This window comes from uncultured Jatrophihabitans sp. (genome assembly GCF_964246335.1).
GTDB lineage: Bacteria > Actinomycetota > Actinomycetes > Mycobacteriales > Jatrophihabitantaceae > Jatrophihabitans.
Window position 1 is genome coordinate 1 of sequence record NZ_CAXTQF010000010.1, and the last position, 24,924, is coordinate 24,924.

Here is a 24,924-nt window from a genome sequence, read left to right on the forward strand (position 1 = left end):
GGTCAGGGCAGCAGCAGGCAGCTGTCGCCGAACTCGTGCCACCGGTACTGCGCGCGCAACGCCTCGTCGTACGCGTCGTCGACGAGCTCGCGACCGGCCACCGCGCGCAGCAGGTCGAGGTGTGAGGCACCCGGCGCGTGCCAGCCGGTGACGAGGCCGTTGACCACCCTCGCCGGGCGGTCCGCACCGAGCACGACGTCGGTCCACCCGGATGCTGCACGGACCACGCCGTCGCCGTCGGCCGCGGTCTCCAGAGCACGCGTCACGGTGGTGCCGACCGCGACCACCCGACCGCCCCAGGCGCGGGTCATGTTGACCGCACGCGCCGTCGCGTCGGGCACCCGGAAGCGCTCGGCCTGCGGCGGTTCACCGGCGTCCGGCGACGACACCCCGGTGTGCAGCGTGATCGGCGCGACGCCGATGCCGGCGGTGACGAGATCGGTGACGAGCCGGTCGGTGAACGGGCGGCCGGCGCTGGGCATCTCGGCACTCCCCGGCTCGCGCGCGAACACCGTCTGGTACTCGGCAAGGGGCTGCGGCCGCGGCACGTAGGCGTAGCGGATCGGGCGACCGTGGCGGGAGAGGTAGTCGACGACGTCGCCCTCGACGTCCACACCGGCGCGCCACAGCCGCCGCTGGTCCCGTGGGTGCGGCTCGAGCACGCGCAGCTGCACCGCGTCCGGGAGCGTGATCACGTCACCGGCCTGCACGTTGTCGAGCGGGCCGGCGGCGCGCCCGGGTGGCCGTACCTCGACGACCCAGGACCCGTCGTCCAGCGCCGCCGCGAAGTGCACCGTGACGAGCTGGTCGCCGCGGCGGCCGTCGACCGCCGCGGGCAGCGTGCCCGAGGTGTTGACGACGACGACGTCGCCGGGCACGAGGAATTCGGCGAAGTCGGTGAACCGCGCGTGCTCGACGCCGTCGCGCCCGGCCACGAGCAGCCGCACGGCGTCGCGGCGAGCCGGCGGCGCATCCGCCTCGAGCCGATGGGGAAGTGCGAACGCCGTCATGCCGCGACCATCAGGTCGGCGGCGCGCACCCGGCGGTACAGCGGGCGCAGCGCGATCAGCCGCAGCAGCGCCGGCACGACGGTCGACGGCTCCGGCCGGTCGTCGATGTTCTCGCCGGGGAACGCCGCCTGATGCATCGCGGTGCGCATGTCGCCGGGATCGAAGGCGTAGGCGGCGACGTCGGGTTCTTCGGCCGCGAGCACCGCAGTGAGGTGGTCCAGCGCGGCCTTGCTCGAGCCGTAGCCGCCCCAGCCTTCGTAGGCCTCGACGGCTGCGTCCGAGCTGATGTTGACGACGACGCCGGCACTGCGGCGCAGCAGCGGCAGCAGCGCCTGTGTCAGCGCCGCGGGCGCGACGACGTTCGTCTCGTACACCTGGCGCAGGGCGTCGATCGGGTGTTCGGCCAGCCGCGGCAGCGGGCTGGGACCGAGGTCGCTGGCGTTGTTGACGAGCAGGTCGAGCCGACCGATGTCGCGGACGACGTGCACCAGCTCGGCGCGGTGCGCGGGATCGGTGACGTCGCCGCACACCGTGCGGACGTCGGGCAGCTCGGCGGCCAGGCTCGCCAGCGGATCTGCCGACCGGGCGTCGGTGACGACGCGCCAGCCCTGGGCGGCGAGCTCGCGCGCCAGTGCCCGACCGAAGCCGGCCGATCCCCCGGTGACGAGTGCGATGGGTTGCGTTTTCGATGTCATGCATCCCATGCTTGTAGTTGAAGTCAGCTTCAAGTCAAGGAGACGAGTGCGGCCCACCGATCTGTTGACGGTCAGCGACGTCGCGCAGCGCAGCGGGTTCGCGCCGTCCGCCCTGCGGTTCTACGAGCGCGAGGGGCTCATCGAGGCGCAGCGGACCGGCGGCAACCAGCGTCGCTACGAGCGCACAGTGCTGCGCCGGCTGGCGTTCGTCCGTGCTGCGCGCAACGTCGGGCTGAGTCTCGACGAGGTGGCGGCGGCGCTGGCGACCCTGCCCGCCGGGCGCACGCCGACCCGCGCCGATTGGACGCGGCTCTCCCGGTCGTGGCGCACCCGGCTGGACGCGCAGATAACCGCGCTGCAGAAGCTGCGCGACGGCCTCGACTCGTGCATCGGCTGTGGCTGCCTGTCCATGCGCAGGTGTCAGATCTCCAACCCCGACGACGTGCTCGCCCGGCGCGGGCCCGGCGCGCAGTTCTTCCCCGCTCCCCTCCGCGAGAGCGGCCCGTCAGGACGCCAGTCCGTCGATCACCTCGGCGCCGGGGAGCTCGGCGAGCAGCGCGGACGGTAACGCGATCTTCGACCGACGCAGGCCGCTGCCGATCACGACGGCATCGTGCGCCAGCACCGCGGCGTCGACGAGCACCGGCCAGTCCGCGGGTAGGCCGATCGGCGTGATGCCGCCGTACTCCATCCCGGTCAGGGCCACGGCGTCGTCCATCGCCGCGAACGACGCCTTGCGCGCGTCGAGCCGCTTGCGCACCACGCCGTTCACGTCTGCGCGGGTCGTCGCCAGCACCATGCACGCGGCGTACCGCGTGATGTCACCGCGGCGCCCGGCGATGATCACGCAGTTGGCCGATTCGGCGAGCGAGACGCCGTAGCGGGCACAGAACTCCGCGGTGTCGGCGAGGTCGGGATCGATCGGCGCGGCGAGCACGGCGTCGCGGCCGGCCAGTGTGCGCAGCGCGGCCGCGACCGGCTCGGCGACGAGCGTGTCGGTGGCGGGCTGCCAGTCCAGGTTCCCGGGTCCGGTCATGCACCCGAACGTACTGTGGGCGACATGAGCACTGACGCCGACACGGACTCGGCGGTCGAGCAGATCCTGCGCAGTTACGACACCATCGTGTTCGTCGGCGCCAGCGACGCCGAGCACAAACCGGCGCACTACGTGCCGGAGCACATGCGCGAGCACGGTTGGCGGATCGTCCCGGTGAATCCGCGCGGCGGCACGATCCTGGGCGAACCGACGTACCAGTCGCTGGCCGACGTGCCGCAGCCCGTCGGCGTGGTCGACGTGTTCCGCCCGTCGGAGCAGACGCCGGACATCGCGCGGCAGGCGGTCGCCGCCGGCGCCACAGCGCTCTGGCTGCAGCTGCACATCGCGTCTGACGAGGCGCGGCGCATCGCGCAGGACGCCGGCCTGCTCTACGTCGAGAACCGCTGCATGATCATCGAGCAGCGCCGGCTCAATCTCAACGCGCCGTCGCACTAGCCGACTGCCACCGCGCGAACTGCACGAGCTGGTCGGCCAGGATCTGCAGCGCGCCGTCCACGACGTCGTCAAAGGTCCCGTCCGCACCGGGCTTCTGCTCGACGGTGTTGACCGTGACGCCGAACGGTGTCGGCCAGCCGCGCAGTGAGTGCACGGCCGAGCGCACGGACACGAGAGCGGTGCCGCAGGCCTGCCAGCCGGCCGCGCCGACGATCACGCCTACTGCGCGGCCGTCGAGGTAGGGCCGGGCGTCGTCGCGCAACGCCTCGAGGTGGTCCAGGGCGTTCTTGACGAGTCCGGACATGCCGCCGTGGTATCCGGGGGTCGCGATGATCACGCAGTCGGCAGCGCGGACGGCGTCGACGAATTCGCGCGTCACCTCCTCGTGCGACTGCGTCTCGACCAGCTCGGTCGAGTAGATCGGCACCCGACCCAGCACGTCCCCGGCGAACGCCTGCGTACGCGCCCCGCGCGCCGCGACGTGCGCGAGCGCCTGCTGCAGCAACTGATTGGTCGACGAGTGCGCGCCCGTCGACCCACCCATGCCGACGATCAACGGCCGGGCGTCGGCCTGTTCGCTCGCGTCGCTCACCTCGACCACCCTATGGTCGGACGGGTCGGTAGCGCAGAGAGGACCGTCGTGGATGCAGCGCAGGCAGCCCAGTACCTCACGTCGAACCACCGGGCCGTCATGGCGACCTTCCGCCGGGACGGCCGGCCGGCGATGTCGCCGGTGACCGTTGCCGTCGACGAGCAGGGTCGGGTCTGCGTGAGCACCCGGCAGACCGCGATGAAGGTCAAACACCTGCGCCGCGACCCGCGCGTGGCGATCACCGCGTTCCCCGACGAGTTCTACGGCGAGTGGGTGCAGGTGGAGGGCAGCGCCGAGATCGTCGAGCTGCCCGACGCGATGCCGCTGCTGGTCGACTACTACCGCAGCGTCAGCGGCGAGGACCATCCCGACTGGGACGAGTACCGGCAGGCAATGACCGACGAGCAACGCGTCATCGTCCGCTTCGACATCGAGCGCGCCGGACCGAACGTCACGGGCTGATCAGCCGGCGGAGAACCCGTCCGGCATGCCTTCGGCGGGCTGCCAGTCCACGTCGACGTCACGTACCGAGCCCGGCGTGTCGCCGCCCTGCAACGCGTCGACCAGCTGCTGCACGGCCGCGCGCTCGCCCTCCGCGACGACTTCGACCCGTCCGTCCGACAGGTTCGACGCACGACCACGCACCCCGAGTGGCTCGGCGCGGCGCCGCACGAAGTCCCGGAAGCCCACGCCCTGGACGTCGCCGCTCACCATCGCCGTCAACCGGGCCTCGTCCGCCATGCCGCGATTATCGCGCGCGGCCAGGACGGGTCAGCTGGCGATGCGCAGCCTGCGTGCGTCGCCGTGCCACGGCCGCGGCGTCTGCGGCCAGCCCGCACCCGACTCGCGGTCCCAGAACTGCTGCGCACCGGCGTCGGCGGGCCGTTCGTACTGGTCGGCGATCTCGTCGATCGCGTCAGGCCGGCCTGCCGGCCGGTGCCAGGCGTCGTGAGTCACGTAGTCGGTCATGCCGGCCGCCTCTCGCCAGGGTGCGCCATCTGTCGTCAATGATCGACAGCGCGGGTTACCAGCGGGTTTCGGCAGGACGTGCGTCGTGCAAAATCACGCGGCGGTGGATCAGCCGCCGGCGAACGGGGGCAGCACGTCGACGACCGCGTCGTCGCCGAGCGGATCGTCCTCGGCAGATTGCGCGCCATCGACCAGCAGCGACGCGATCTGGCTCAGCCGGGCCGTTGCCGGGCGACTCGCCAGCCGGGCACGCAGCTCGCGCAAGGTGCCTGCGTCGCAGCGCTGCGACGAGACTCCCGCGGCACGGGCCGCGCCGGCCCAGTACCGGACGGTCACGGTCGCCACCAGTTCATGCTGCCAGAGGGCGGCCTGGCGGATAGACGCGCACATCGCGCGCATGCACCGACACCCACACCGCCCGGCCGCGTTCGAACCCGGCACCGGCGAGCAACGCCGCGTCCATGTCGAGGTCCGCGTCGAGGTCTCCGCGCACCGTCACCCGGATGCGATCACCGAGCGGTGCGAGCGCGGCCACCGTGCCGCGCCATACGCTTCGCTCGGCGGATGCGGGTGCGGGTTCGGTGGTGTGGATGGCGATCGCTGACGTGCGGACGGCGGCGAGCACCTGCCCCGCGCCGGCCGGCAGGTGGGCTGCTTCGAGTGCCACGCCGTGGCCGACGTACACGCGGGTTCCCTCGACCCGGCCGGCCCACAGGTTGGCGCCGACGAGCCGGGCGACGTAGGGCGTCAGCGGCATGGTGGTGACCTCCGCGGGTGTGCCCTGCTGCACGACGCGGCCCTGCTCGAGCACGACGATGCGGTCGGCAAGCAGCAGCGCCTCGACCGCGTCGTGGGTGACGAGCAGCGTCGGGCCGGCGAAGGCGGCGAGGTGCTCGCGCAGCTCGCTCTGCACCTCGGCGCGGGTCTGCACGTCCAGCGCCGCGAGCGGTTCGTCGAGCAGCAGCGCGCGTGGGGCGCTGGCGAGGGCACGGGCCAGCGCCACCCGCTGCGCCTGGCCACCGGACAACTGCCGCGGATGCCGGCGCGCCAGATCGCCGATGCCCAACCGGTCCAGCCACCCCTGCGCGGTGGCCTGCGCCTGCGCACCCCTGACCCCGCGCGAGCGCGGACCGAAGGCGACATTGCCCAGCACGCGCTGGTGACTGAACAGCCGGTGGTCCTGGAACACGACACCCAGCTCGCGGCGCTGCGCGGAGACGAAGGTGTGCGTTGCCGGCTCGTCGAAAACTGTGCCGTTCAGCGCGATCCGGCCGTCGTCGACCGCGGCGAGGCCGGCCACGGCCCGCAGCAACGTGGACTTGCCCGCGCCGTTCGGCCCGAGCACGGCAAGCACCTCTCCCCCGCGTGCGGCCGCAGCAGCGGACAACTCGAACGTTCCCCGCCGCACCGTGACGTGCACGTCGAGACCGTCCGCGGCCGGCCCGGTCATGACGCCGTCCCGAAGGTCGGCCGCAACCACCGGTCGCGCATGACGCCGAGCACCACCACTGCCACGAGCATCAGCGGCAGCGCGAGAGCGGGGGCCTGGGACGGGTCGTTGTCGAACACGTAGAGCACGGCGGACGGGAGCGTCTGCCGCGGGCCGCTCAAATTGCCGGCGAACAGCAGCGTCGCGCCGAACTCGCCGAGCGCGCGCGCCCAGCACAGCACAGCGCCCAGCACGATCGCCGGTGCGACGACGGGCAGCGTGACGTGCGTGAAGATCCGGCCGCGGGATGCGCCGAGCGTCGCCGCGGCCTCCTCGACGCCGACGTCGACGACCCGGAATGCACCCTCGACGGTGATCACCAGGAACGGCATCGCGACGAACGTCTGCGCCACCACGATGGCGGGAACGGTGAACGGCAGCGGCGCGCCGAACACCGACTGCACCTCGTCGCCCAGCAGGCCGAACCGGCCGAATGCGTCGAACAGGCCCACGCCGCTGATCACCGGCGGCAACACGAGCGGGATGATCACGATCGCGCGCAGCAGGCCCATGCCCGGCAGCCGGACCCGGGCCAGCACCCAGGCAAGCGGCACGCCGATGACGAGCGATGCGGCCAGCGCCAGCAGCGAGGTCTCGACCGACACGCGCAGCGCTGCCCAGATCTGGTTCTCGCGGTAGATGCGCCCGATCGAGTGCCACGGCGTCCGCCACACGAGCGCGACCGTCGGCACGAGCAGGAACAGCACGCCGATCAGGGCCGGCGGGATCACCGCCACCGGCGTGCCGAGCGCTGCGCGATTGGCCGCGCGGCGCGCCGGACGCCGGCCGGGGGTCACGGCTTGGCGAAGCCCGCCTGCGCGAGCACCTGTTGGCCCGTCGGCGACTGCACGAAGCTCACCCATGCCTTGGCCAGCGCCGGGTTCTTGGCGTGGGTGAGCGCCGCGATCGGGTACTCGGTGGTGGCGTTGACGGACGGGTCGATCGTGATGCCCTTGACCTTCGGGCCGGCCGCCTTGACATCGGTGATGTACACGATGCCGGCGTCGACGTTGCCCGACTCGACCGCGGCCAGCGTGGTCTTGACGTCCGCGAAGTTCGCCTTGGGCGTCACCTTGATCCTGGCCTTGGCGAACGCTGCGCGTGCGACGACGCCGCACGGCACCGCCGGCGCGCACAGGCCGACCTTGACGTTCGACTTCGCCAGATCGGCGAGCTTCGTCACCTTGCCCGGGTTGCTCGGCGGCACGGCGATCTGGCCGCTGTTCGACACGAAGTTCACCGGGCTGCTCGCGTCGCCGGCCTTGACCACGGTGTCCATGTTCTTCGGCGCCGCCGACGCGAAGACGTCGACCGGTGCGCCCTGGGTGATCTGCGCGGCCAGAGCGGAGCTCGCGGCGTACATCGTGGTGACGGACGTGCCCGGGTGTGCCTGGATGAACTGGGCTTTGAGCGTGTTGAACGCGCCGGTCAGCGACGCTGCGGCGTCGACGGTGATCGAGCCCTTCAGCGCGCTGCTCGACGACGACTGCGCGCCGCCGGACGACGTGGAGCCGGACGTGCTCGACGTGCTGCTCGAGGAGGAGCAGGCGGCGAGCGTCACCGCCAGGACCGCGACGATCATCGAACTGACCCAACGCTGCACAACGGCCTCCCCGACACGTACCGGTCCGAGCTTGCCGGGACCTTGTTCGCCCGACCGCTGCACCTAGGACATACCTAGGCAAAGCGACGGCCAACGTATCACTGGGCCATACGATGCACGCGTGGCCGACTACCTGCGCATCGGAGAGGTGGCACAGGCCGTCGGCGTCAGCGTCGACACGCTGCGCCGGTGGGAACGCGACGGCCGGGTGCGGTTCGAGCGGGTCAACAACCGGCGGGTGCTGCCGACAGATCGGCTCGCCGCGTTGGCTGCCTCGGTCCCCGCGCCCGCCGGATCCGGTTCGAGCGCCCGCAACCACCTGACCGGGGTCGTCGTGGACGTCCGGCGCGACGGCGTGATGGCGCAGGTCGAGCTCAGTTGCGGCGAGTTCCGGGTCGTCTCGCTGATGAGCCGTGAGGCCGCGGACGAACTGGGCCTGGCCGCCGGCGTGCGTGCGACGGCGGTCATCAAAGCGACGAACGTCGTCGTCGAAACCTGAGCGGGCCGACAGCGATTTGGACGTGCCTGGACCGGCCTAGTAACCTGAACTCACCGACGCGGGGTGGAGCAGCTCGGTAGCTCGCTGGGCTCATAACCCAGAGGTCGCAGGTTCAAATCCTGCCCCCGCTACTCAACAGGTCCGAGTGTCAAGGGCTTCAGCGTTTGCCGCTGAAGCCCTTGCTCATTTCTCCGGCATTGCACCGCAGTTCGTGGTGGGTGCGGGCGTGGTCACAATTGTGCGCCGAGGCACGTCAGGTAGGTATGACCGTCGCCCGTCCGAACCGAATGGAACCGCCATGCCGCAGATCGTCGACTTCGTGAACGTGTCCACCGCCGGCCTGGATTCCTCGCCGGTGGCCGCGACGCTGGCCGGGCTGCGGGCCAACGAAGCCCGCTACTGGAAGAACAAATACGACCACGACTTCACCGTTGATTCAGCCGACGACGCCAAAGACGTCGTCGACTACGTTCACCGGATCCTGCAGACGGAACGCGACCTCACCATCGACTCCCGGCCCCTGCAGGCGACGTCGTTCAAGGTCGCGGGTCTTCGGATGGCGTTCGTCATCTACGAGTCCGGTCTCATCGTCAACGTCATGTACGCCGTCGAACCCGGTGGAAAGCGAGCCGTCGGCTTCAAACTGGCCGACGGCATGGATGTGCCGGCCGAGCTCGACGCCAAGTTCAAGTTCGCGCGCCAGAAGTCCAAACTGGCCGGCACCATTCGCGGCTCCTACTTCGTGATCAAAGGTCAGTACTGACGAGCCTGGCCCCGGCGATGACGCGCGGACGACCTGACGCCCTGAGACCCCTTCGCCCGCGAAGCTAGCGCCATGAACTGGTTCACCCGGTGGTGGGAACGCGACATCCTGCAGGCCGACAAGCTGCCGCTGATGCTGTGCTTCGTCGCGTTCGTGGTCACATTCTTCGTCACCCGGACGATCACCAGGCTCATCCGGGACGGGCGCGGACCGTTCAAGAACAACATCAGCGGCACCGGGACGCACATCCACCACGCCGTGCCAGGGATGATCTGCCTGATCATCGGCGCATTCACGTCCGTCGGACCGACGAGCCCGCATGACACGTGGCTGAACTGCGCGGCCGCCGTCCTCGTCGGCGTGGGCACGTCGCTGGTGCTGGACGAGTTCGCGCTCATCCTGCATCTGACCGACGTGTACTGGACCGACGAGGGCCGATTGTCGGTCGATACCGTCTCGCTCGCCGCGGCATGCCTGGGTCTTGGCCTGGTCGGCTTCAGTCCGGTCGGCGTCGACGACATCGGCACCGCCGAACTCGGCATCCGGCTGTCCGCCATCGTGTACCTCGGCAGCAACCTGCTGCTGGTGCTCATATGTGTGCTCAAGGGCAAGTGGGTTGTCGCGGCGTTCGCCATCCTCGTGCCTGGCCTGAGCCTCGTGGGGGCCGTCCGGCTCGCTCGACCGCGCTCGGTGTGGGCGCGACGGCGGTACCGGGGTCTGCAGACGGACCGGTCGCAACAACGCTCGGACCACATCGACGAGCGCTGGCAGCCGGCGCTCGACCGATGGACCAACCTGATCGGCGGCCGCCCCGACCCTGCCTCACCCCCCGTGCGTGGCAGCGAGGAGTAGATCCTCGGCATGGAGCTGATTGGGGTCCTCGGCGACGTCGCGGCGCTGCGCGAGGGCGGTCAGCACCAGTTTGCGGACCCGTCGCCCGTCCCATCCCGCGCACTGCGCGGCGAGCTTGCGGTGCAGACCTTCGTCATGTGCGAGGGGCTGCACGCCGGGCCAGATGCCGGCCAGCTCGAGCAGGGAATGCTGCAGGATCGCGGCGATCGTCGTCTCGTCCGGCAGGTCGAGGCCGACGACGAGGTCCGCGCGGGACAGGAACGCCTCGTCGACCGCCTCCGGGAAGTTCGTGGTCGCCACGACGAGCGATCGCGGATGATCGACGGCAAGTGCGTCGATGCCGGCCAGGATCGCGTCGGTCGCCCGGTGCACGTCGACCGGGTTCGTCGCGAAAGCCGCGGCCGAGCGGCGCACCGCGAAGCTCTCGACCTCGTCGATCAGCACGACCAGGTGCGGGCGGCGCTGGGCGAGCTCGGGCAGCGTTTCGGTGAGCAGCCGGGTGACGTTGCGCTGGCTCTCCCCGAGCAACTCGCTGGGGAAGGCGTGCGGGTCCACCTCGACATAGGTGGTGGCGCCGGCCGGGGCCAGCGCCCGCGCGGCGGCCTGCCCCAGACCCCGCGCCAGCGTCGTCTTGCCCGTCCCGGGCGGCCCGGACAAGACGATCAGACCGTGCGGCAGGCCGGCCAGCGTGGCGAGTGCGCGGCCGTGCCGCAGGGTGAGCAGCGCCTGGTTGAGCAGCCGCTCCTTGGTGCCCGACGGGACGATGATGTGATCCCACGGCCCGTCGTGATGATCGGCGGGCAGGACGTGGACCGACAGCAGACCGGGCGGCAGCCGCTGGGCGGAGGCGGTCACGGCCACGTCGGGCGCGGCAGGTCCGGCCACTCGATCTCGTGGTAGTTGCCGGCCTGCGCGTCGCGGACCGCATCCGGCGGCTCCTCGAAGAGCACGACCGGATCCATCAGCACCCGCATCGTCTCCAACAGGCTGTCGAACATGTGGATGCGAACGACCTTCGCGGTCTCGGTCGCCGAGTCGTTGAAGTGCTGATGCCACAGGTAGTGGTCGACGACGATGATGTCGCCCTTCTTCCACGGGTGGTTCGTGCCGCCCTCCGGCTCGGCGCCGAGGTAGCTGTGCCCGTGGCCCTCGACGACGTACAGCCACGCCTCACCGGGATGGCGGTGCATCGACTGGCCGCGGCCCGGTCCGATCTCGAACATGGCCATCGTGATGCCCGACGCCTGGTAGCCGATCGCACGGTCGAGCAGGAACGTCGTGCGCGTACCGCGCGGGGTCGGCAGCAGTTCGAGCTCGTCCCAGCTCGTGTGCAGCCGGCCGCTGCGCCGGGCCTGCTGGTCGCGCGCCAGCCGGCGCAGGCGCCGCGCGTAGGGATCGTCACCCTCGATGCCCGCGGAATACCCCGGGCGGCCGGGCAGCGTGTCGACGGGCTCGTCGCCGCGGTCCTCGAGCACCGACATGCCCATGGTGGCCAGCATCGGCTCGCTGGAGAACGACAGGTAGCGCGCGGTCTCGTCGTTCTCGTTGCCCGACCGGTGCCAGGCCCACGCCGGCAGGTGCAGCGAGTCCCCCGGGGCCCACTCGATGCGCTGCCCGTCGATCTCCGTCCAACCCCGACCGGCGACGACGAACAGCATGGCGTCCCACGAGTGACGATGGATCGTCGTCGTGACACCCGGATCGATCTCGTGCGCCAGCGCGTCCATCGACCGGGTCGGCCGGTCCGCGTCCTCGCCGGTGTAGACCCCGACCCGCGAGCGGCGTGCGGTCGGCGCCATGACGACGTCCTCGAGCGCCGCGACCGTCTTCTGGTAGCCACGCCACTCCTCGATGAACGCCGCCCGGCGGCGCTTCTGGACGTGGTAGTGCGTGGTTTCTGTCGTGGTGCGAGACGTCATTCAGCCGGCCGCCTTCACGAACGACGCATCGACGATGCTCGACAGGTCGAGTTTCGAGACCTCCGGGCGGCTCGCCGCGAGCACCTGCTGCGACGTCGCCAGCTGCGCGACCGTCGGGGTCGGCACGTCCGGCAGGACTTCCTGTGTGTAGTAGTCGTACGTCGCGGCGAGCGCCTTCTGGTCACTGACCTGTAGATGCTTCTGCAGCTCGGTGATCGAGTACGCCTTGTCGCTCTTCTCCCGCTTGATGGCCTCCATGATCGCGTCGATGAAGTCCTGCACCTGCTTCTTGTGCCCGGACACATAGGCCTTCGTCGCGGCAATGCCGACGTTCGAGGTCGGGATCTTCTGCTTGGCCAGGTCGAGGACCGAGTGATAGCCGAGCGAGTCGAGCTTCGTCGTGGCCGGCGGGTGCGTCATCGCGGCATCGATGGTGCCGCTGGCAAGCGCGTTGTTGACGTTCGTCACCGAGCCGAGCGGCACGAGGTTCACGTCGGTCTTGCTGAGCCCGAGCTGCTTGAGCGCGTCCAGCGTGGCGATGTAGAGCGACCCGCTGGTGGTGGTGATGCCGATCCGCTTGCCCTTGAGTTGCTTGCCCGGCACCTTCGCATACAGCTCGTACGGGAACACCGGCGTCAGCGTGGCCAGGTAGGACACCTTCGCGCCGGACGCCGCGCCGGACACCATCTCCGACGCGCCGATCGAGGCCAATTGGGTCTGACCCGAGACGAGCGCCGGGAAGCCGTCCGAGCTGGACAGGCTGACGAGCGAGACGTTCAGCCCGTGCTTGCGGAAGATGCCGGCGTCCACGCCGATCCACAGGGGCAGCTCGTCGGCCACCACCTGGCTGAAGCTGACCTTGAGATTGGTCGTCCCGCCCTTGCTGGTGCCGCCTCCGCCACCACCCTTGTCGGACACCGCACTGTTGCAAGCGCCGAGCACGAGTGCCGCTGTCGCCGCGGCAGCAAGTGCTGTGAGCCGCCGTGTCCTGGTCCCGGTTCGCATGGTTCGCCTTCCGCTGTTCGTCGGTGGTGGAGTGGTGGTTCGGACGAGCTCAGTGCGACGCCGGACGCCAAGCGGCGAAGTGCCGCTCGATACGGCGCAGGATGCCGGTGAGCACGACACCGGTGACCGCGAAGATGATCAGGCCGGCGAAAACGACGGACGTCTGGAACTGCTGACCGGCGGTGTTCATCAACAGCCCCACCCCGTGCTGGGCACCGGACAGTTCGGAGACGAAGACGCCGATGAGGGCCTGGCCGACAGCCAGTCGCAGCCCGCTGATGATGAACGGCACGGTGCCGGGCAACGCGACGGTGCGGAACGTCTGGAGGTCGCTCGCGCCGTAACAGCGCGCGACCTTGCGCACCGACTCGTCGATGCTCTGCACACCCGCCGCGGTGTTGATGATGATCGGAAACACCGCCATCAGGAAGACGATGGCGACCTTCGACGTGTTGCCGATGCCGAACCAGATGATCAGCAATGGCGTGAGCGCGATACGCGGTGTCGCGTACAGGAAGTTGATGAACGGGTTGAGCACGTAGGACACGTAGCGGTACCACCCGACCAACAACCCGATCGGCAGCCCGACCACGACACCCAGTAGCAAGCCGGACAGCAGCTCCTCGCCGCTCGTGCGCAGGTCGACGCCGATGGTGTCCGAGGTGAGCACGTCGCGCAGCGCGCGCAGCACATCCAGCGGCCCGGGCAGGACGATCTTGGGTTCGACTCCGGCGAGGGCGACGATCTCCCACGCCGCGATGGCCACCACGACGGCGCCGAGCCCGCACAGGAACTTCGCCGGCGGACGGAGACTGCGGCGACGACGCGCCGCAGTCGGTAGCGCGCTCGGCCGCGCCGACAGCGTGGTCACTGCGCAACCTCCTCGGGCGCGGCGGGCGTGGATTGCGGCGCGCCGGCGCCGGCATCGCGCGCAGAGTGCAACGCGTCGGTGATCTCGTCGACCAGCACGAGAAAGTCCCGGGACCGGCGCGCATCCAGGTCGCGTGGGCGGTCCATCGGCACCTTCGTCTCGTGCACGATGCGCCCGGGGCGCGGTCCGAACACGCACACCCTGTCGGCGAGGAACGCCGCCTCGGTGATGTCGTGCGTGACGAACAGAGCCGTCACCGATTGCGCGGCGCAGATCCGCAACAGCTCGGCCTGCATGACCTCGCGGGTCTGCGCGTCGATCGATGCGAACGGTTCGTCGAGCAACAGCAGTTCCGGTTCCACGGCCAGTGCGCGCGCGAGATTGACCCGCTGTTGCATACCGCCGGACAGCTCGTGCGGGTACCGGTCGCCGAATTCCGCCAACCCGACGAGTTCGAGCAACTCGCGAGCGCGCTCGCGGCGGCTCTGCTTGGTACCGACGCGCCCGAGATCGAGGCCGTACGTGACGTTCGTGAGCACCGAGCGCCAGGGGAACAGGCTGGGTTGCTGGAACACCATGGCGCGGTCGCGCGACGTTCCCCGGATGGCTTGCCCGTCCAGCATCAGTGTGCCGCCGGCGATCGGCAGCAGCCCTGCCACCGCGTTGAGGAGAGTCGTCTTACCGCAGCCGGACGGTCCGACGATGCAGACGAACTCGCCGCGGTGGACGGTCAGGTTTGCCCCGTCGACCGCGAGAACCGGCTGACTGTCGTCCTTGCCGCCATACTCGATCTTGACATCGAAGGCGTCGAGATGTGCAGCCCGAGTGCCCGCCTGCGCGCGTTCGACCAGAGCCGCTGACCCGTCGCCGGCACTGAGCACGTCTGCGCTCCGCTTCGCCGTCATGTACAGACCATAAGGTCTGACCTAAGACCAATCAACCGTTACGCCGTGGAAGGCGACACCAGACGTTCACCTGTCCTACGTTTGGTGCGATGAATCCCCCTTCTGCTACGCCCTCGGTACGGCGTTCGCGGCTCCCGGTCGGGCTTGCGCCGCTCACCCTGCATCGACCCGGCGATCCGTTCGCCCTGATCGACGCGGCGGCCCGCGCCGGCTTCGCGGCGGTCGGCATGACGCCACGGACCCCGGACGGTGCATGGGCGTCCTGGTGCCGGCAGCCCACCCTGACTGCTGTCGCGAGCGCCGCTGCGAACAGCGGATTGGCGGTGACCGACGTGGGCGTGGCGACCCTGGACACACCGCAGGACACGGACGCGGTGCATCGACTGACAGAGGTGGCAGCGGCGCTGGGCGCCGGCGTGCTGATCGTCCTCGATCGCGATCACGACGCCCGGCGAGCGCACGACAGTCTCGCCGCGATCACGGAATCCGCCGCGCGCTCGGGGGTCACGGCGGGCCTCGAGTTCATGGCGTACTCGGCTGCGCCGGACGTCTCGAAAGCTCGCCGCCTGACTGCGGGCACCGCCGCCGGAATCGTGTTCGACGTCTTCCAGCACGAGCGTGCGGGCGGCAGTCCCGCCGACCTCGACGAGGATGACCCGCTCGTCCTCGTCCAGCTCGCCGACGGTGTTCCGATGTCGGACGTCGACCTGCGCACCGAGGCGCTCACCGATCGCCGGCTGCCCGGCCACGGCACGTTCGACCTGCCCGCGTATCTCGCCCGCGTCCCGGCCGGCGTCCCGATCACCGTCGAAGCCCCTTGCCTCGCGCTGGCGCAGCTGCCCTGGCACGAGCAGGCCCGCGCCGCCGCACAGGCCACCTCCGAGTTGTTGGACCGGCTGCTGCCGGAGGCCTGATCGCCGCACGTACATGTGCGATCATCACGGCGTGAGCGACGGAACCGGCGGCGCAGGTTCAGCCGGGGACATGTTCCGCGTGGTGTCCTCGAGCCGGATGTCCGAGGCCGTCGTCGAGCAGATCCGGACGCTGATCCGCAGCGAGGAGCTCAAACCCGGCGATCGACTGCCCAGCGAACGCGATCTCGGCGAGCGCATGGGAGTGAGCCGGGTGACCGTGCGCGAGGCGCTGCGCGTCCTCGAGGCCGGCGGCCTGCTGCAAATCAGGGTCGGCGCCCGTGGCGGCGCGTTCGTCACGACCCCGTCGTCGTCCACGATCGGGTCCGGCCTGGCCGACCTGATCAGCCTGTCGCCACTGACCGCAGCCGAGGTCACCGAGGCGCGGCAGATCGTCGAGCTCGGCATCATCCCACTGGTCGTCGAACGGGCCACCGAGCAGGACATCGCCGATCTGCGCGAGATGGTCAAGGATCATCAGGCTGCTCTGCGCAAGGGCGAGTACGCCATGCAGATGTCGGCCGCCTTCCACGTGCGCGTCGCCGCATGCACCCACAACGGCGCGATCGAGATGCTTGTCCACTCGTTCCACGGGCCGCTGCTGATGTCGCTGCGGGAGGCGCAGGTGGCTGCGCCGCTCATGGGCCACAAGGGCACCGCCGAACATCGCGAATTCGTCGAGGCCATCGCAGCGCACGACGCCGATCGAGCTCACGAGATCATGGCGACGCATCTTGCCCGCACCGCGCGCCGTGTGGCGAAGGTCCGGACAGCCCGCAAGAACGCTCACTGAACCTTCGCCGGACCACCGCGCGGCTGGACACGGGCCGGTGCTCTTCCGCTCGCGCCTTTCTTTTGGTCTAATGGACTGGCCAAAGGAGGTTAAGTGACTCAGTCGGACACCGATCTCATCGTCGTGGGCGCCGGGCCGGTCGGGCTGTATGCCGCCTACTACGCCGGCTTCCGGCAGCTCCGCACGACGTTGGTCGACTCGTTGCCCGAAGCCGGCGGGCAGATCGCCGCGCTGTATCCGGAAAAGCTGATCCACGACGTCGCCGGCTTCCCGGCGGTCAAGGGACGGGACCTCGTCAGCGCCCTGCTCGCGCAGGCCGAACAGTTCAACCCGCAGTGGCGCCTGGGCAGGACGGCCGACGCGCTCGAGCACGTCGACGGCGGACGGGTGCGGCTGACTCTCACCGACGGCGAGCAGATCTGCGCACGCGCCATCGTCGTGGCCGGCGGTATCGGCACGTTCACCCCTCGGCCACTGCCCGCCGGATCCGGCCTCGTCGGGCGGGGTGTCGATCACTTCGTCGTCGACGTCGACCTGTACGCCGGCCATGATGTGCTCGTCGTCGGTGGCGGTGACAGTGCCGTCGATTGGGCCGCGATGCTCGAGCCGGTCGCGCGGTCCGTGACCCTCGCACACCGACGCGACACGTTCCGCGCGCACGAGGCGTCGGTCGCTGCGCTGCGGGCGAGCCGAGTCGCCATCCGCACGCCGCACGTCCTGCACGAACTGCGCGGATCCGACGCCGTGACCGCGGCGGTCCTGCGCGACACGGGATCGGGTGAGCTGGTGGATGTCGCGTGCACCCGCGTCGTGGCCGCACTCGGGTTCACCGCCAACCTCGGCCCGCTGACGCGGTGGGGGCTGATGATCAAGGACCGGCACATCGTCGTCGATTCGAGCATGCACACGGGCGTCCCCGGCGTGTACGCGGCGGGCGACATCACCGAGTACCCGGGCAAGGTGCGGCTCATCTCCGTCGGCTTCGGCGAGGCCGCCCTCGCGGTCAACAACGCCGTCGCCGCCAGCGACCCGACCGCGGCGCTGTTCCCCGGCCACTCCACCGCAACCGCCGCCTGACAACAATCCGGAGGGAAGTCATCATGCCGTTCTTCATCGGTGCCGACTGCCTGGACGTCAACGACCTGTCGTGCGTCGAGGAGTGCCCGGTCGACTGCATCTACCAGGGCGAGCGCAAGGAATACATCAACCCGCACGAGTGCATCGACTGCGGCGCATGCGAGCCGGTGTGCCCGGTTTCGGCCATCAGTACCGACCTCAACAAGCTGACCGACGATCAGGTGGCCTGGCGCGAGGACAACGCGGCGTTCTTCGACGCCGTCCTTCCCGGCCGGGAGCAGGCATTGGGCTCGCCCGGCGGCGCCATGGCGCTCGGCCCGCTCGGGGTGGACACGCCGATGGCGAGCGAAGCCCAGCAATAGCCTGCTGTGCATGGCTGCAGTTCCGGCGGTGCACGGCGTCGTCTTCGACATCGGCGAGACCCTCTTCGACCGCACCCGCGAATGGGCCGGGTGGGCGGCCTGGTTCGGCACGACGCCGCACACGTTCTCCGCCGTGTTCGGCGCGGTCGTCGCCGCCGGTGGCGGCGTCGACGACGTCGTACAGCGCTTCCGGCCGGACAGCACCTACGCGCAGCTGCGGCCGGAGGTCGACGCGGCGGGCCTGTTGCCCCCGTTGACCGAGTCGGACCTCTATCCCGGCGCGCGCGCAGCCTTGCAGCAGTTGCGCGACAACGGTCTCGTCATCGGGGTGGCCGGCAACCAGCCCGCCGCGATCGGCGGCCAGATCAGAGACCTCGCGCTGCCGGTCGACTGGGTCGCCGTCTCCGCCGAACTCGGCGTGCGCAAGCCGGCGCCGGCGTTCTTCGCCGAGTGCGCCGAGCGGTGCGGCGTCGGCACCGACCAGCTGCTCTACGTCGGTGACCAACTCGACCAGGACGTCACGGCGTCCCTGGCGGCGGGTTGTCAGGCCGGCAGGGTGCGGACCGGCCCCTGGGGACGGTTGCAGCACGACCGCGACGTCGAGGCCCGCTGTCGCGTCGTCGTCGCAACGATCGCGCAATTGGCGGACGCATTGGCGGCAGACACCGAGTTCTGAAGCGGTTCATCGCCGGCGTACAGCCACTCGCTGACCGACCGACCTAGCGTGGGACGAGGTCGCAAATCGCGCGATCACGACGTGCGGCCAGCCGGTCGGAGAGGACGCTGCTCGATGCACTCCACAGCTCTGGTGTTGCCCCGCAGAGAATGCAAACCGCGTGCTTGCGGTACGACCATGATGATCGACACCGGTTTGCCGACGCGGCAGTTCGCCGATGTCGTCGCCAGCTTCGCGCCACTGATCGATGTGGTGAAGTTCGGCTGGGGCACCGCACTCGTCACCGACGACATCAAGTACAAGATCGACGCCCTGCGCGAGCACGATGTGGATTACTACTTCGGCGGCACGCTGTTCGAGATCTTCGCCGCCCAGGACGCCGTCGACGACTGGCGTCGCTATGTCGACGCGTTCGGCTGCCGCACGGTCGAGATATCCAACGGCACGATCCCGATGTCCAACACCGCGAAGGCCGAGTACGTCGCACGGTTCACGCCGGAGCTGCGGGTCTACAGCGAGGTCGGGTTCAAGGATCCGACGCAGTCCGAGCACCTAAGTCCGCAGCAGTGGGTCGACTACATCTGCGAGGACCTCGAGGCCGGCGCCTACAAAGTGATCACCGAGGCACGCGAGAGCGGGCGCAGCGGTATCTGCCGAGCCGACGGCACGCTGCGTACGGACCTGATCAGGAAGATCGCCCGGTCCGGCATCGACATGACCGACCTCGTGTTCGAGGCGCCGACGAAGGATCTGCAGGTGGCGATGATCCGCGAGTTCGGCGCCAATGTGAACCTGGGCAACGTGGCCGTGGCCGACATCGTCGGACTGGAGACGTTGCGGACCGGTTTGCGCGGCGACACGCTGCTGGACTTCACCACGCCGCTGGCGGTTGCGCATGCGTGAGCAACGCGACGCGTTTCACCTGGCAATACCTACACATGACCTCGACGAGGCGTACGACTTCTACGTCGCAGGGCTCGGCTGCAAGCTCGCCCGACGCTACGACGACCGCATCACGCTCGACTTCTTCGGCGACCAGGTGGTCTGCCACCTGTCGAGCGAGACCGTCGCCGAAGATGACGTACGGCTCTACCCGCGCCATTTCGGCGTCACGTTCCGCGAATACGCGGACTGGCAGCGGCTGCGGGCACTGGCCGACACCCGCAAGCTGACGTACTTCGCCGACCCGTTCCGGCGCTTCGAAGGCATGGTCGAGGAACACGACAGCTTCGTGCTGCAGGACCCGTCCAACAACCTGCTCGAGTTCAAGCACTACGCGGACCCGCGGATGATGTTCTGACGCGGACCCGGCTGCGCCGCAGCATCGGCCGACCGGTCAGCACCAGGCTCAGTGGGATCCTCCGCAGAACCTCGGCCGTGACGACCGACGCGGCCAGCACCGCAACGTAGAGCCCGATCACGTACAACACGTTGTTGACGTGCGCCGCGCCCCACCCGTGGTCGATGCGCGGGAAGAACCAGATGAATGCCGGGTGGACGAGGAAGACCGCGAAGGACCGGTCGGACGCGGTGTCCACCATGCGCCGCAGCGACTGGTTCGCCGGCAACTGCGCGTATCGCTGACCGAGCAGGAACATGGTGAGCACCGCCGCGGCGGTGCACAGAATCGTTATCGGCTGCAACACCGCAGACGCGGTGGTCGGCGTGACGCCGATGTCGAGCTGGCTGACGTAGTAACCGAGCGTCACGCAGGCGGCCAGCGCGCAACCGACAGCCGTCGCGCGACGATGACGGCTGAGCCAGTCGCGCAGTCCGTCCACGTGCCACGCGGCGACGCCTCCGGATATCACCCAGAACTGGTAGTTCCAGATCAGCACGTTCTGATGCTCGTTGAATCCCGCCTGCCAGCTGCTCCAGGGCGTGGTCCAGTGCAGGCCGGTCAGCACCGCCACCTCCAGCGCACCTGATACGACGAGCAACGCCACGTGATGGCGTGCGGTCGCGCGCAGGAGCGCAGCGAGCAGTGGGAACAGCAGGTAGACCTGCAGCGTCACGAGCAGGAAGTACAGGTGATACCAGGCCGTGCCGTAGAGCACGTCCTGCACGACTCCCCCGGGCCACGACGGGGTGCGGCCCGACGACGCAACACGATCCAGCAGGCAGTAGCCGAGCGACCACAGCAGGTACGGAATGCCCACCAGCTGGAACCGGCGACGCCAGAAACGCGCGAGCTGCAGGTGCCGGCGGCCGTAGTTGAGCACCAGGACGAAGCCGGTCAGCCAGAAGAATGCCTCCCGGGTGAAGTGCAGCAGCACGAGGAAGCCGCCGGCCGTCCGGCTGTTGCTGGTCGCTTCGCCGATGACGTGCACGGCGATGACGCAGGCGAAGGTGAGCACTCGCACGACGTCGAGCTCGTCGACCCGCGACAAGCGCGTTCGCGCCGGCGATGCGGACGGCGCGATGTCGGCCGCGCTGCTCACCGTGCTGCGCGCGGCGCCACGTCGCCGAGCTCGGCGCGTACCGCTGCGCGTTTGACCTTGCCGGTGGCGGCGCGAGGGAGGTCGTCGACGAGCAGGATCTCGACCGGGCGCTTGTACCTGCTCAGGTCGCTCGCGGCGCGCCGCGTGAGGTCGTCGACCAGTCCCGCCGTCTCCGTCGCGGCGGCGACGACGACGGCGACGGGCACCGCACCCAGGGTGTCGTGCGGTCGGCCGACGACGGCAACGTCGGCGACCCGGTCGTCACCGCGCAGGACCTCCTCGACCTCCGTCGGGTAGATCAACTCACCGCCCCGGTTGATCTGGTCGTCGGACCGTCCGGCGATGTACAGCTCGCCGTGCTCACCGAAGCGGCCGTCGTCGCCCGAGTCGAGCCAGCCGCCGTCGTCGAACCGGTCCGCCGCGCGGCCGCCCTCGTAGGACCCGATGACGCCCGCACCGCGTATCCAGATCCGCCCGATGCCGTTCGCATCCGCGCCACGCACCTCGACCTGCGCGCCGGCCGGTGCACCCACCGAGCCCGGTGGCGTGGAGCCGTCGACGGCACCGGCGGTGATCTGGCTGCCCGCCTCAGTCATCCCGTAGCTCTCGACCACGGGCACGTGCAGTGCGTCCTGGACATGGCGCCGGAGCGCGTCGGGCAACGGCGCCGACGCGGATCGGATGAGCCGAAGGGTGGGCGGCGGAGCGGGCGTCTGGTGGGCGAGCACGCCGAGGATGGCCGGCACCGCGTTGATCCAGGTGACCTCGCGCTCGTTCATCAGTGGCCAGAAGTCGGTGCGGTGGAAACGGCGGTCCAGAACGAGGGTCGACTCGGCGGCGAGCGTGGCGAGCACGGCGACGACCTGCCCGTTGATGTGGAACAGCGGCAGCGGGTTGTAGCCGCGGTCGTCGGTTCGCAACGCCAGGTTCGTCGCGACCGCCTGCGCCACTGCCAGGAGCTGGTTCTCGCGCAGCAGGACGACCTTCGGCGTGCCGGTCGACCCCGAGGTGCGCATGAGCACACCGCCTCCGGCGCTGACCGTGGGGTGCTCACCGGGTTCGGCGCGCAGCTCGTCGTGGTGCACGACGTCGAGCACAGCTGGCGTGGGGTCCGTCCGGTCGGAGACGATCACGTCGCAGGCCAGCGCCCGGACGGCGCGCTCGCGGTCGGCCGACGGCGCGTCCGGGTCGAGCGGTGCGGACAGCCGACCGGCCGCGATGACGGTCAGGTGCGCCACCGCGAGACTCAGCGGATCGTCGATGTCGAGCGCTACACGCTTGAGGTCCGGACGTGCGGCGAACCACGTCACGCCGGCGTGCAGGGCGTCAGCCAGCTCGCCGTAGGTGATCGCGCGGGAGCTGCGCGCGTCCTCGAGGTAGACGGTGGCCCGCGGCGCGGCGTCGGCGAGGGCGAGGATGCCGTCGGTCATGCCGGAGCCTCGTCGGGCGCACTCTTCGCGACGCCCGGCACCACGATCAGCTGCGACGTCTTGATGAACCTGACGCTGACGACGCCGACGGCGAGCAGCACGGCCGAGAACGCCAGGGCGACCGGGTAACCGAATGCGCCCGCCAGCAGACCGAACACCGGTGCGGCGATGACGCCCGCCACGCCGAAACCCGTGTTCACCAGCCCGCTGGCGACCCCGCTGTGCTCCGGCGCGACGTCCATCGGGATCGTCCACAGCGGGGCGTTGCACAGCTCCAGGAACAGGAACGCCACCGTCAGGCACGCCGTGACACCGACGACGTTGTGCACGATCAGCACCGGCAGCAGGAACACAGCTGACCCGATCAGCCCGATCAGCAGGCCGGCCTTGCGCGCGCGCCCCAGGCTGCTGGTGCGGCGCAGCAGGGCGTCGGACAGCAGACCGCCGAGCCAGTCGCCGACGAAACCGCCGCTCAACGTGATCGAGGTGAAGACGGCGGAGGCGCCGAGCGCCAACCCGAAGTGCGAGGAGAAGAAGGACGGCATCCAGGTCAGGTAGACCCAGAGCACCCAGCCGTAACAGAAATCGGTCACGGTCACCGGGGCCATCCGGCGGATCAGCGGCCGCCAGGGGGGCGGACGTCGCACCGCCGCGCCGTCGGCGGTGTCGTGCAGCTCCTCGAGTTCTCGGTGCCCGACGTCGGGGTGATCACGCGGGCGATCGCGGAAATAGCGCCACCAAACCACTGCCCAGGCGGTACCTGCGAGGCCGGCCACGATGAACGAACCGCGCCAACCGACGTGCGGCAGCGAGATCAGTCCGGCGACGATCAGCGGCGCCAGCGCGTTCGACAACCGTGATGCCGCGTGCACGACGCCCTGCCCGAACCCGCGGCGGTCCTTCGGTAACCATGCCGACATCGCATGCGTCGCGGTGGCGAAGGCCGCACCCTCGGAAAGGCCGAGCAGGAAGCGGACGGCGAGCAGCATCACCAGGCTGGACACGACGCCGGTGAGGATGGTGAACAGCCCGCACAGCGCGGCGATGACGCCCAGCGCACGTCGCGCGCCGAAACGATCGCCGGCCAGGCCGCCGACCGCCTGCAGGATGCCGTAGGGCAGCGCGAACGCCGAGGCGGCGAGCCCGAACTGGAACGTCGACAGGTGCAGGTCACCCACCAGACCGTGCGGTCCGGCCGTGGAGATGTTGACCCGGTCGAAGTACAAGATCGCGTACAGCGCGCACAGCAGCAACAACACCCGGCCGCGGATGCGGTGCATCAGTGGGCTCGGCTTCGGTGCGGTGGCCGGGGCGGACTCGTCGAGTAGTTGCTCGGCGCTCACCGGGAATCAGCCGCCGTCGGCGCGAGGTCGAGGTGCACTCTTCAGCAGTAACACAGCTTTCGTCGGTCTCAGCTGTGAACGGATCGTGACCCAGCTGTTGGCCGCCGGTGTTGGGCAAAGAACTGCGCGATGAGTGAGGGCAGGGCGATCGCAGCGGAAACCTGGACCTCGCCGTGCACGGTCCCCTCGCCGGGCCACAGATGGCCGATGCCGTCATAGGCGACGGTGCGTATGGCAGTGCCCGCCGAACAGGCACGCGAGTCTGTCACCTCGGCGTGCGGCGGGTTCGTCACGGTAGTGCCGGCGGTGCATCCGTCGCGGCGGCGGTAGCCGGCCGCCGCGGCCTCCAGGAGTGGGATCGGCGGCTTGCCGGCGTGGTCGGTCGGCTGGTCGGGATCCTCGCGTCCCATCGCCAGCAGCACCGAGACCGGCGTCGTGGCGCTGCACGGCTGCTGCGGCACGGCGCCCATCGTGGCGACCGCTGCCCAGAGGTCCGCATCGGTGCACGACAGCGCCAGGGCGAGCTTGCCGCCGTTGCTGTAGCCGACGAGGTAGGAGCGGGTGCGGTCGACCGGTTGGCGCGCCAACGCGTCGCGCGTCGCAGCGGCGACGAATCCGGCATCGTCCAGGCTGGTCTTGCCTGCGTCGTGACAGCAGGCGACGCCGGGGACCTTCCACGACTCGTCGTAGGACACCGGGTAGACCGTGACGGACTTGCCGGCCGACACCGACGACAGCAAGCCGGTGCGTTCGGCCTCGAATGCTGCCGACGCCCGCCACCCGCCCAGCACGACCGTCATCGGCAGCGTGCTGCTCCTGGTTGCCGAGTCGGGCGCCGCAACGAGGTACGCCCGCCGCCTGCCCTGGAAGGTCAACGTGTGCACCGAGAACGCGATGCGCGGCCATGCCTTGCGCAGGCTGCTCACGGACACTCGGGTCGATGTCGGGCCGTGCTGCCCGGTGACGTCGGTGATCGGCGGGTACGAAGTGGCCGATGTCGAATGGTCACCGGTGCTGCTGGGCAGCCGCGGCGTGGACCGCAGGGCCGTCGTCGGGTGCGACGGCGCTCGGCGCGGGCCGCCCGGTTGCGCGGTCGAGGACGTGTCCGAACATGCCGTCACCAGGAGTGCGAACCCGATGCCGGCTGCCGCAAGAGCCAGGGCCGAGCTGCGGCATCGCGACACAACCGACGAGCATGCTTGGTGAACCTGTGAGTGGCGGCCCGGC

32 protein-coding genes and 1 tRNA gene are annotated in these 24,924 nt (G+C 70.0%); 14 read left to right on the plus strand and 19 right to left on the minus strand.

Annotated elements, in window-relative coordinates; all coding sequences use genetic code 11:
- Positions 1-2 precede the first annotated feature (2 nt).
- Positions 3-1,010, minus strand: coding sequence for an S-adenosylmethionine:tRNA ribosyltransferase-isomerase (locus tag ACFFCN_RS04735; protein ID WP_375489982.1), 1,008 nt, complete (start codon positions 1,008-1,010; stop codon positions 3-5).
- Positions 1,007-1,705 carry an SDR family NAD(P)-dependent oxidoreductase gene (locus tag ACFFCN_RS04740; RefSeq protein WP_375489983.1) on the minus strand — a complete coding sequence of 233 codons (699 nt, stop codon included), beginning with the start codon at positions 1,703-1,705 and terminating at the stop codon, positions 1,007-1,009. Before ACFFCN_RS04740 ends, ACFFCN_RS04735 begins: the two co-directional genes overlap by 4 nt.
- A gap of 46 nt (positions 1,706-1,751) precedes the next feature.
- Between ACFFCN_RS04740 and soxR the strand changes: the two genes are divergently transcribed.
- The gene (gene soxR, locus ACFFCN_RS04745; RefSeq protein WP_375489984.1) at positions 1,752-2,273 is read left to right on the plus strand and encodes a redox-sensitive transcriptional activator SoxR; all 522 of its coding nucleotides are present in this window, start codon (positions 1,752-1,754) and stop codon (positions 2,271-2,273) included.
- On the opposite strand, the gene ACFFCN_RS04750 is transcribed toward soxR, so the two are convergent.
- Complete coding sequence (locus ACFFCN_RS04750; protein ID WP_375489985.1) at positions 2,211-2,741, minus strand: YbaK/EbsC family protein; 531 nt, start codon at positions 2,739-2,741, stop codon at positions 2,211-2,213. The genes soxR and ACFFCN_RS04750 overlap by 63 nt on opposite strands.
- 24 nt (positions 2,742-2,765) lie before the next feature.
- On the opposite strand from ACFFCN_RS04750, the gene ACFFCN_RS04755 reads away from it, so the two are divergent.
- Positions 2,766-3,197, plus strand: a complete 432-nt coding sequence (locus tag ACFFCN_RS04755) for a CoA-binding protein (RefSeq protein ID WP_375489986.1) — start codon at positions 2,766-2,768, stop codon at positions 3,195-3,197.
- On the opposite strand, the gene ACFFCN_RS04760 is transcribed toward ACFFCN_RS04755, so the two are convergent.
- Positions 3,178-3,789: an NADPH-dependent FMN reductase gene (locus ACFFCN_RS04760; RefSeq protein WP_375489987.1), complete on the minus strand. Its 612-nt coding sequence runs from the start codon at positions 3,787-3,789 to the stop codon at positions 3,178-3,180. The two genes, ACFFCN_RS04755 and ACFFCN_RS04760, sit on opposite strands and share 20 nt — an antisense overlap.
- A 48-nt stretch (positions 3,790-3,837) precedes the next feature.
- Here ACFFCN_RS04760 and ACFFCN_RS04765 point away from each other — a divergent pair, with 48 nt between their 5' ends.
- Positions 3,838-4,251 (plus strand): PPOX class F420-dependent oxidoreductase, encoded by a 414-nt coding sequence (locus tag ACFFCN_RS04765; protein WP_375489988.1) that lies wholly within the window; start codon positions 3,838-3,840, stop codon positions 4,249-4,251.
- Here the strand turns inward: ACFFCN_RS04765 and ACFFCN_RS04770 are convergent, their stop codons facing one another.
- The 6 genes from ACFFCN_RS04770 to modA all read right to left on the minus strand — a co-directional run bounded on the left by ACFFCN_RS04770 (position 4,252) and on the right by modA (position 7,829).
- Complete coding sequence (locus ACFFCN_RS04770; RefSeq protein ID WP_375489989.1) at positions 4,252-4,530, minus strand: acylphosphatase; 279 nt, start codon at positions 4,528-4,530, stop codon at positions 4,252-4,254.
- A gap of 30 nt (positions 4,531-4,560) precedes the next feature.
- Positions 4,561-4,758, minus strand: a complete 198-nt coding sequence (locus ACFFCN_RS04775) for a hypothetical protein (protein WP_375489990.1) — start codon at positions 4,756-4,758, stop codon at positions 4,561-4,563.
- Between the two features lie 108 nt (positions 4,759-4,866).
- Entirely contained in the window at positions 4,867-5,103 is a 237-nt protein-coding gene (locus ACFFCN_RS04780; RefSeq protein WP_375489991.1) for a MoaD/ThiS family protein, read from the minus strand.
- A gap of 4 nt (positions 5,104-5,107) precedes the next feature.
- Positions 5,108-6,208, minus strand: coding sequence for an ABC transporter ATP-binding protein (locus ACFFCN_RS04785; RefSeq protein WP_375489992.1), 1,101 nt, complete (start codon positions 6,206-6,208; stop codon positions 5,108-5,110).
- Positions 6,205-7,044, minus strand: a complete 840-nt coding sequence (modB, locus tag ACFFCN_RS04790; RefSeq protein ID WP_375489993.1) for a molybdate ABC transporter permease subunit — start codon at positions 7,042-7,044, stop codon at positions 6,205-6,207. The genes ACFFCN_RS04785 and modB overlap by 4 nt, the downstream gene beginning before the upstream one ends.
- Complete coding sequence (modA, locus tag ACFFCN_RS04795; protein ID WP_375489994.1) at positions 7,041-7,829, minus strand: molybdate ABC transporter substrate-binding protein; 789 nt, start codon at positions 7,827-7,829, stop codon at positions 7,041-7,043. Before modA ends, modB begins: the two co-directional genes overlap by 4 nt.
- A gap of 142 nt (positions 7,830-7,971) precedes the next feature.
- Here modA and ACFFCN_RS04800 point away from each other — a divergent pair, with 142 nt between their 5' ends.
- The 4 genes from ACFFCN_RS04800 to ACFFCN_RS04815 all read left to right on the plus strand — a co-directional run bounded on the left by ACFFCN_RS04800 (position 7,972) and on the right by ACFFCN_RS04815 (position 9,964).
- Entirely contained in the window at positions 7,972-8,349 is a 378-nt protein-coding gene (locus tag ACFFCN_RS04800; protein ID WP_375489995.1) for a molybdopterin-binding protein, read from the plus strand.
- A 57-nt stretch (positions 8,350-8,406) separates the two neighbouring features.
- A tRNA-Met gene (locus ACFFCN_RS04805) sits at positions 8,407-8,480 on the plus strand.
- A gap of 167 nt (positions 8,481-8,647) precedes the next feature.
- Positions 8,648-9,112, plus strand: a complete 465-nt coding sequence (locus tag ACFFCN_RS04810; RefSeq protein WP_375489996.1) for a phage tail protein — start codon at positions 8,648-8,650, stop codon at positions 9,110-9,112.
- A 72-nt stretch (positions 9,113-9,184) separates the two neighbouring features.
- On the plus strand, positions 9,185-9,964 hold the full coding sequence (locus tag ACFFCN_RS04815; RefSeq protein ID WP_375489997.1) for a hypothetical protein: 780 nt from the start codon (positions 9,185-9,187) through the stop codon (positions 9,962-9,964).
- Here ACFFCN_RS04815 and ACFFCN_RS04820 read toward each other — a convergent pair.
- The 5 genes from ACFFCN_RS04820 to ACFFCN_RS04840 form a co-directional block, all read right to left on the minus strand.
- Positions 9,935-10,819: an AAA family ATPase gene (locus ACFFCN_RS04820; RefSeq protein WP_375489998.1), complete on the minus strand. Its 885-nt coding sequence runs from the start codon at positions 10,817-10,819 to the stop codon at positions 9,935-9,937. The two genes, ACFFCN_RS04815 and ACFFCN_RS04820, sit on opposite strands and share 30 nt — an antisense overlap.
- On the minus strand, positions 10,816-11,883 hold the full coding sequence (locus ACFFCN_RS04825; protein WP_375489999.1) for a cupin domain-containing protein: 1,068 nt from the start codon (positions 11,881-11,883) through the stop codon (positions 10,816-10,818). The genes ACFFCN_RS04820 and ACFFCN_RS04825 overlap by 4 nt, the downstream gene beginning before the upstream one ends.
- On the minus strand, positions 11,884-12,801 hold the full coding sequence (locus ACFFCN_RS04830; protein ID WP_375490000.1) for an ABC transporter substrate-binding protein: 918 nt from the start codon (positions 12,799-12,801) through the stop codon (positions 11,884-11,886). It abuts the gene before it with no gap.
- A 136-nt stretch (positions 12,802-12,937) separates the two neighbouring features.
- Positions 12,938-13,759: an ABC transporter permease gene (locus ACFFCN_RS04835; protein ID WP_375490001.1), complete on the minus strand. Its 822-nt coding sequence runs from the start codon at positions 13,757-13,759 to the stop codon at positions 12,938-12,940.
- Entirely contained in the window at positions 13,756-14,664 is a 909-nt protein-coding gene (locus tag ACFFCN_RS04840; RefSeq protein WP_375490002.1) for an ABC transporter ATP-binding protein, read from the minus strand. The genes ACFFCN_RS04835 and ACFFCN_RS04840 overlap by 4 nt, the downstream gene beginning before the upstream one ends.
- An 89-nt stretch (positions 14,665-14,753) precedes the next feature.
- On the opposite strand from ACFFCN_RS04840, the gene ACFFCN_RS04845 reads away from it, so the two are divergent.
- The 7 genes from ACFFCN_RS04845 (at position 14,754) to ACFFCN_RS04875 (ending at position 19,783) form a co-directional block, all read left to right on the plus strand.
- Entirely contained in the window at positions 14,754-15,578 is an 825-nt protein-coding gene (locus ACFFCN_RS04845) for a sugar phosphate isomerase/epimerase family protein (protein ID WP_375490003.1), read from the plus strand.
- 70 nt (positions 15,579-15,648) lie between these two features.
- The gene (locus tag ACFFCN_RS04850) at positions 15,649-16,368 is read left to right on the plus strand and encodes a FadR/GntR family transcriptional regulator (RefSeq protein ID WP_375490052.1); all 720 of its coding nucleotides are present in this window, start codon (positions 15,649-15,651) and stop codon (positions 16,366-16,368) included.
- A 93-nt stretch (positions 16,369-16,461) separates the two neighbouring features.
- On the plus strand, positions 16,462-17,445 hold the full coding sequence (locus tag ACFFCN_RS04855; protein ID WP_375490004.1) for an NAD(P)/FAD-dependent oxidoreductase: 984 nt from the start codon (positions 16,462-16,464) through the stop codon (positions 17,443-17,445).
- A gap of 23 nt (positions 17,446-17,468) precedes the next feature.
- A complete protein-coding gene (gene fdxA, locus ACFFCN_RS04860; protein ID WP_375490005.1) occupies positions 17,469-17,807 on the plus strand; it encodes a ferredoxin in 339 nt (112 codons plus the stop codon).
- A 10-nt stretch (positions 17,808-17,817) separates the two neighbouring features.
- The gene (locus ACFFCN_RS04865) at positions 17,818-18,483 is read left to right on the plus strand and encodes an HAD family hydrolase (protein ID WP_375490006.1); all 666 of its coding nucleotides are present in this window, start codon (positions 17,818-17,820) and stop codon (positions 18,481-18,483) included.
- A gap of 114 nt (positions 18,484-18,597) precedes the next feature.
- Entirely contained in the window at positions 18,598-19,386 is a 789-nt protein-coding gene (locus tag ACFFCN_RS04870; protein ID WP_375490007.1) for a phosphosulfolactate synthase, read from the plus strand.
- Positions 19,379-19,783: a VOC family protein gene (locus ACFFCN_RS04875; RefSeq protein WP_375490008.1), complete on the plus strand. Its 405-nt coding sequence runs from the start codon at positions 19,379-19,381 to the stop codon at positions 19,781-19,783. Before ACFFCN_RS04870 ends, ACFFCN_RS04875 begins: the two co-directional genes overlap by 8 nt.
- Here the strand turns inward: ACFFCN_RS04875 and ACFFCN_RS04880 are convergent.
- From ACFFCN_RS04880 to ACFFCN_RS04895, 4 genes are all read right to left on the minus strand, one after another.
- Complete coding sequence (locus ACFFCN_RS04880; RefSeq protein WP_375490009.1) at positions 19,749-20,924, minus strand: acyltransferase; 1,176 nt, start codon at positions 20,922-20,924, stop codon at positions 19,749-19,751. The genes ACFFCN_RS04875 and ACFFCN_RS04880 overlap by 35 nt on opposite strands.
- Positions 20,921-22,354: a class I adenylate-forming enzyme family protein gene (locus tag ACFFCN_RS04885; RefSeq protein ID WP_375490010.1), complete on the minus strand. Its 1,434-nt coding sequence runs from the start codon at positions 22,352-22,354 to the stop codon at positions 20,921-20,923. Before ACFFCN_RS04885 ends, ACFFCN_RS04880 begins: the two co-directional genes overlap by 4 nt.
- Positions 22,351-23,697, minus strand: coding sequence for an MFS transporter (locus tag ACFFCN_RS04890; RefSeq protein WP_375490011.1), 1,347 nt, complete (start codon positions 23,695-23,697; stop codon positions 22,351-22,353). Before ACFFCN_RS04890 ends, ACFFCN_RS04885 begins: the two co-directional genes overlap by 4 nt.
- 68 nt (positions 23,698-23,765) lie before the next feature.
- Positions 23,766-24,818, minus strand: coding sequence for an alpha/beta hydrolase family esterase (locus ACFFCN_RS04895; protein WP_375490012.1), 1,053 nt, complete (start codon positions 24,816-24,818; stop codon positions 23,766-23,768).
- Positions 24,819-24,924 lie beyond the last annotated feature (106 nt).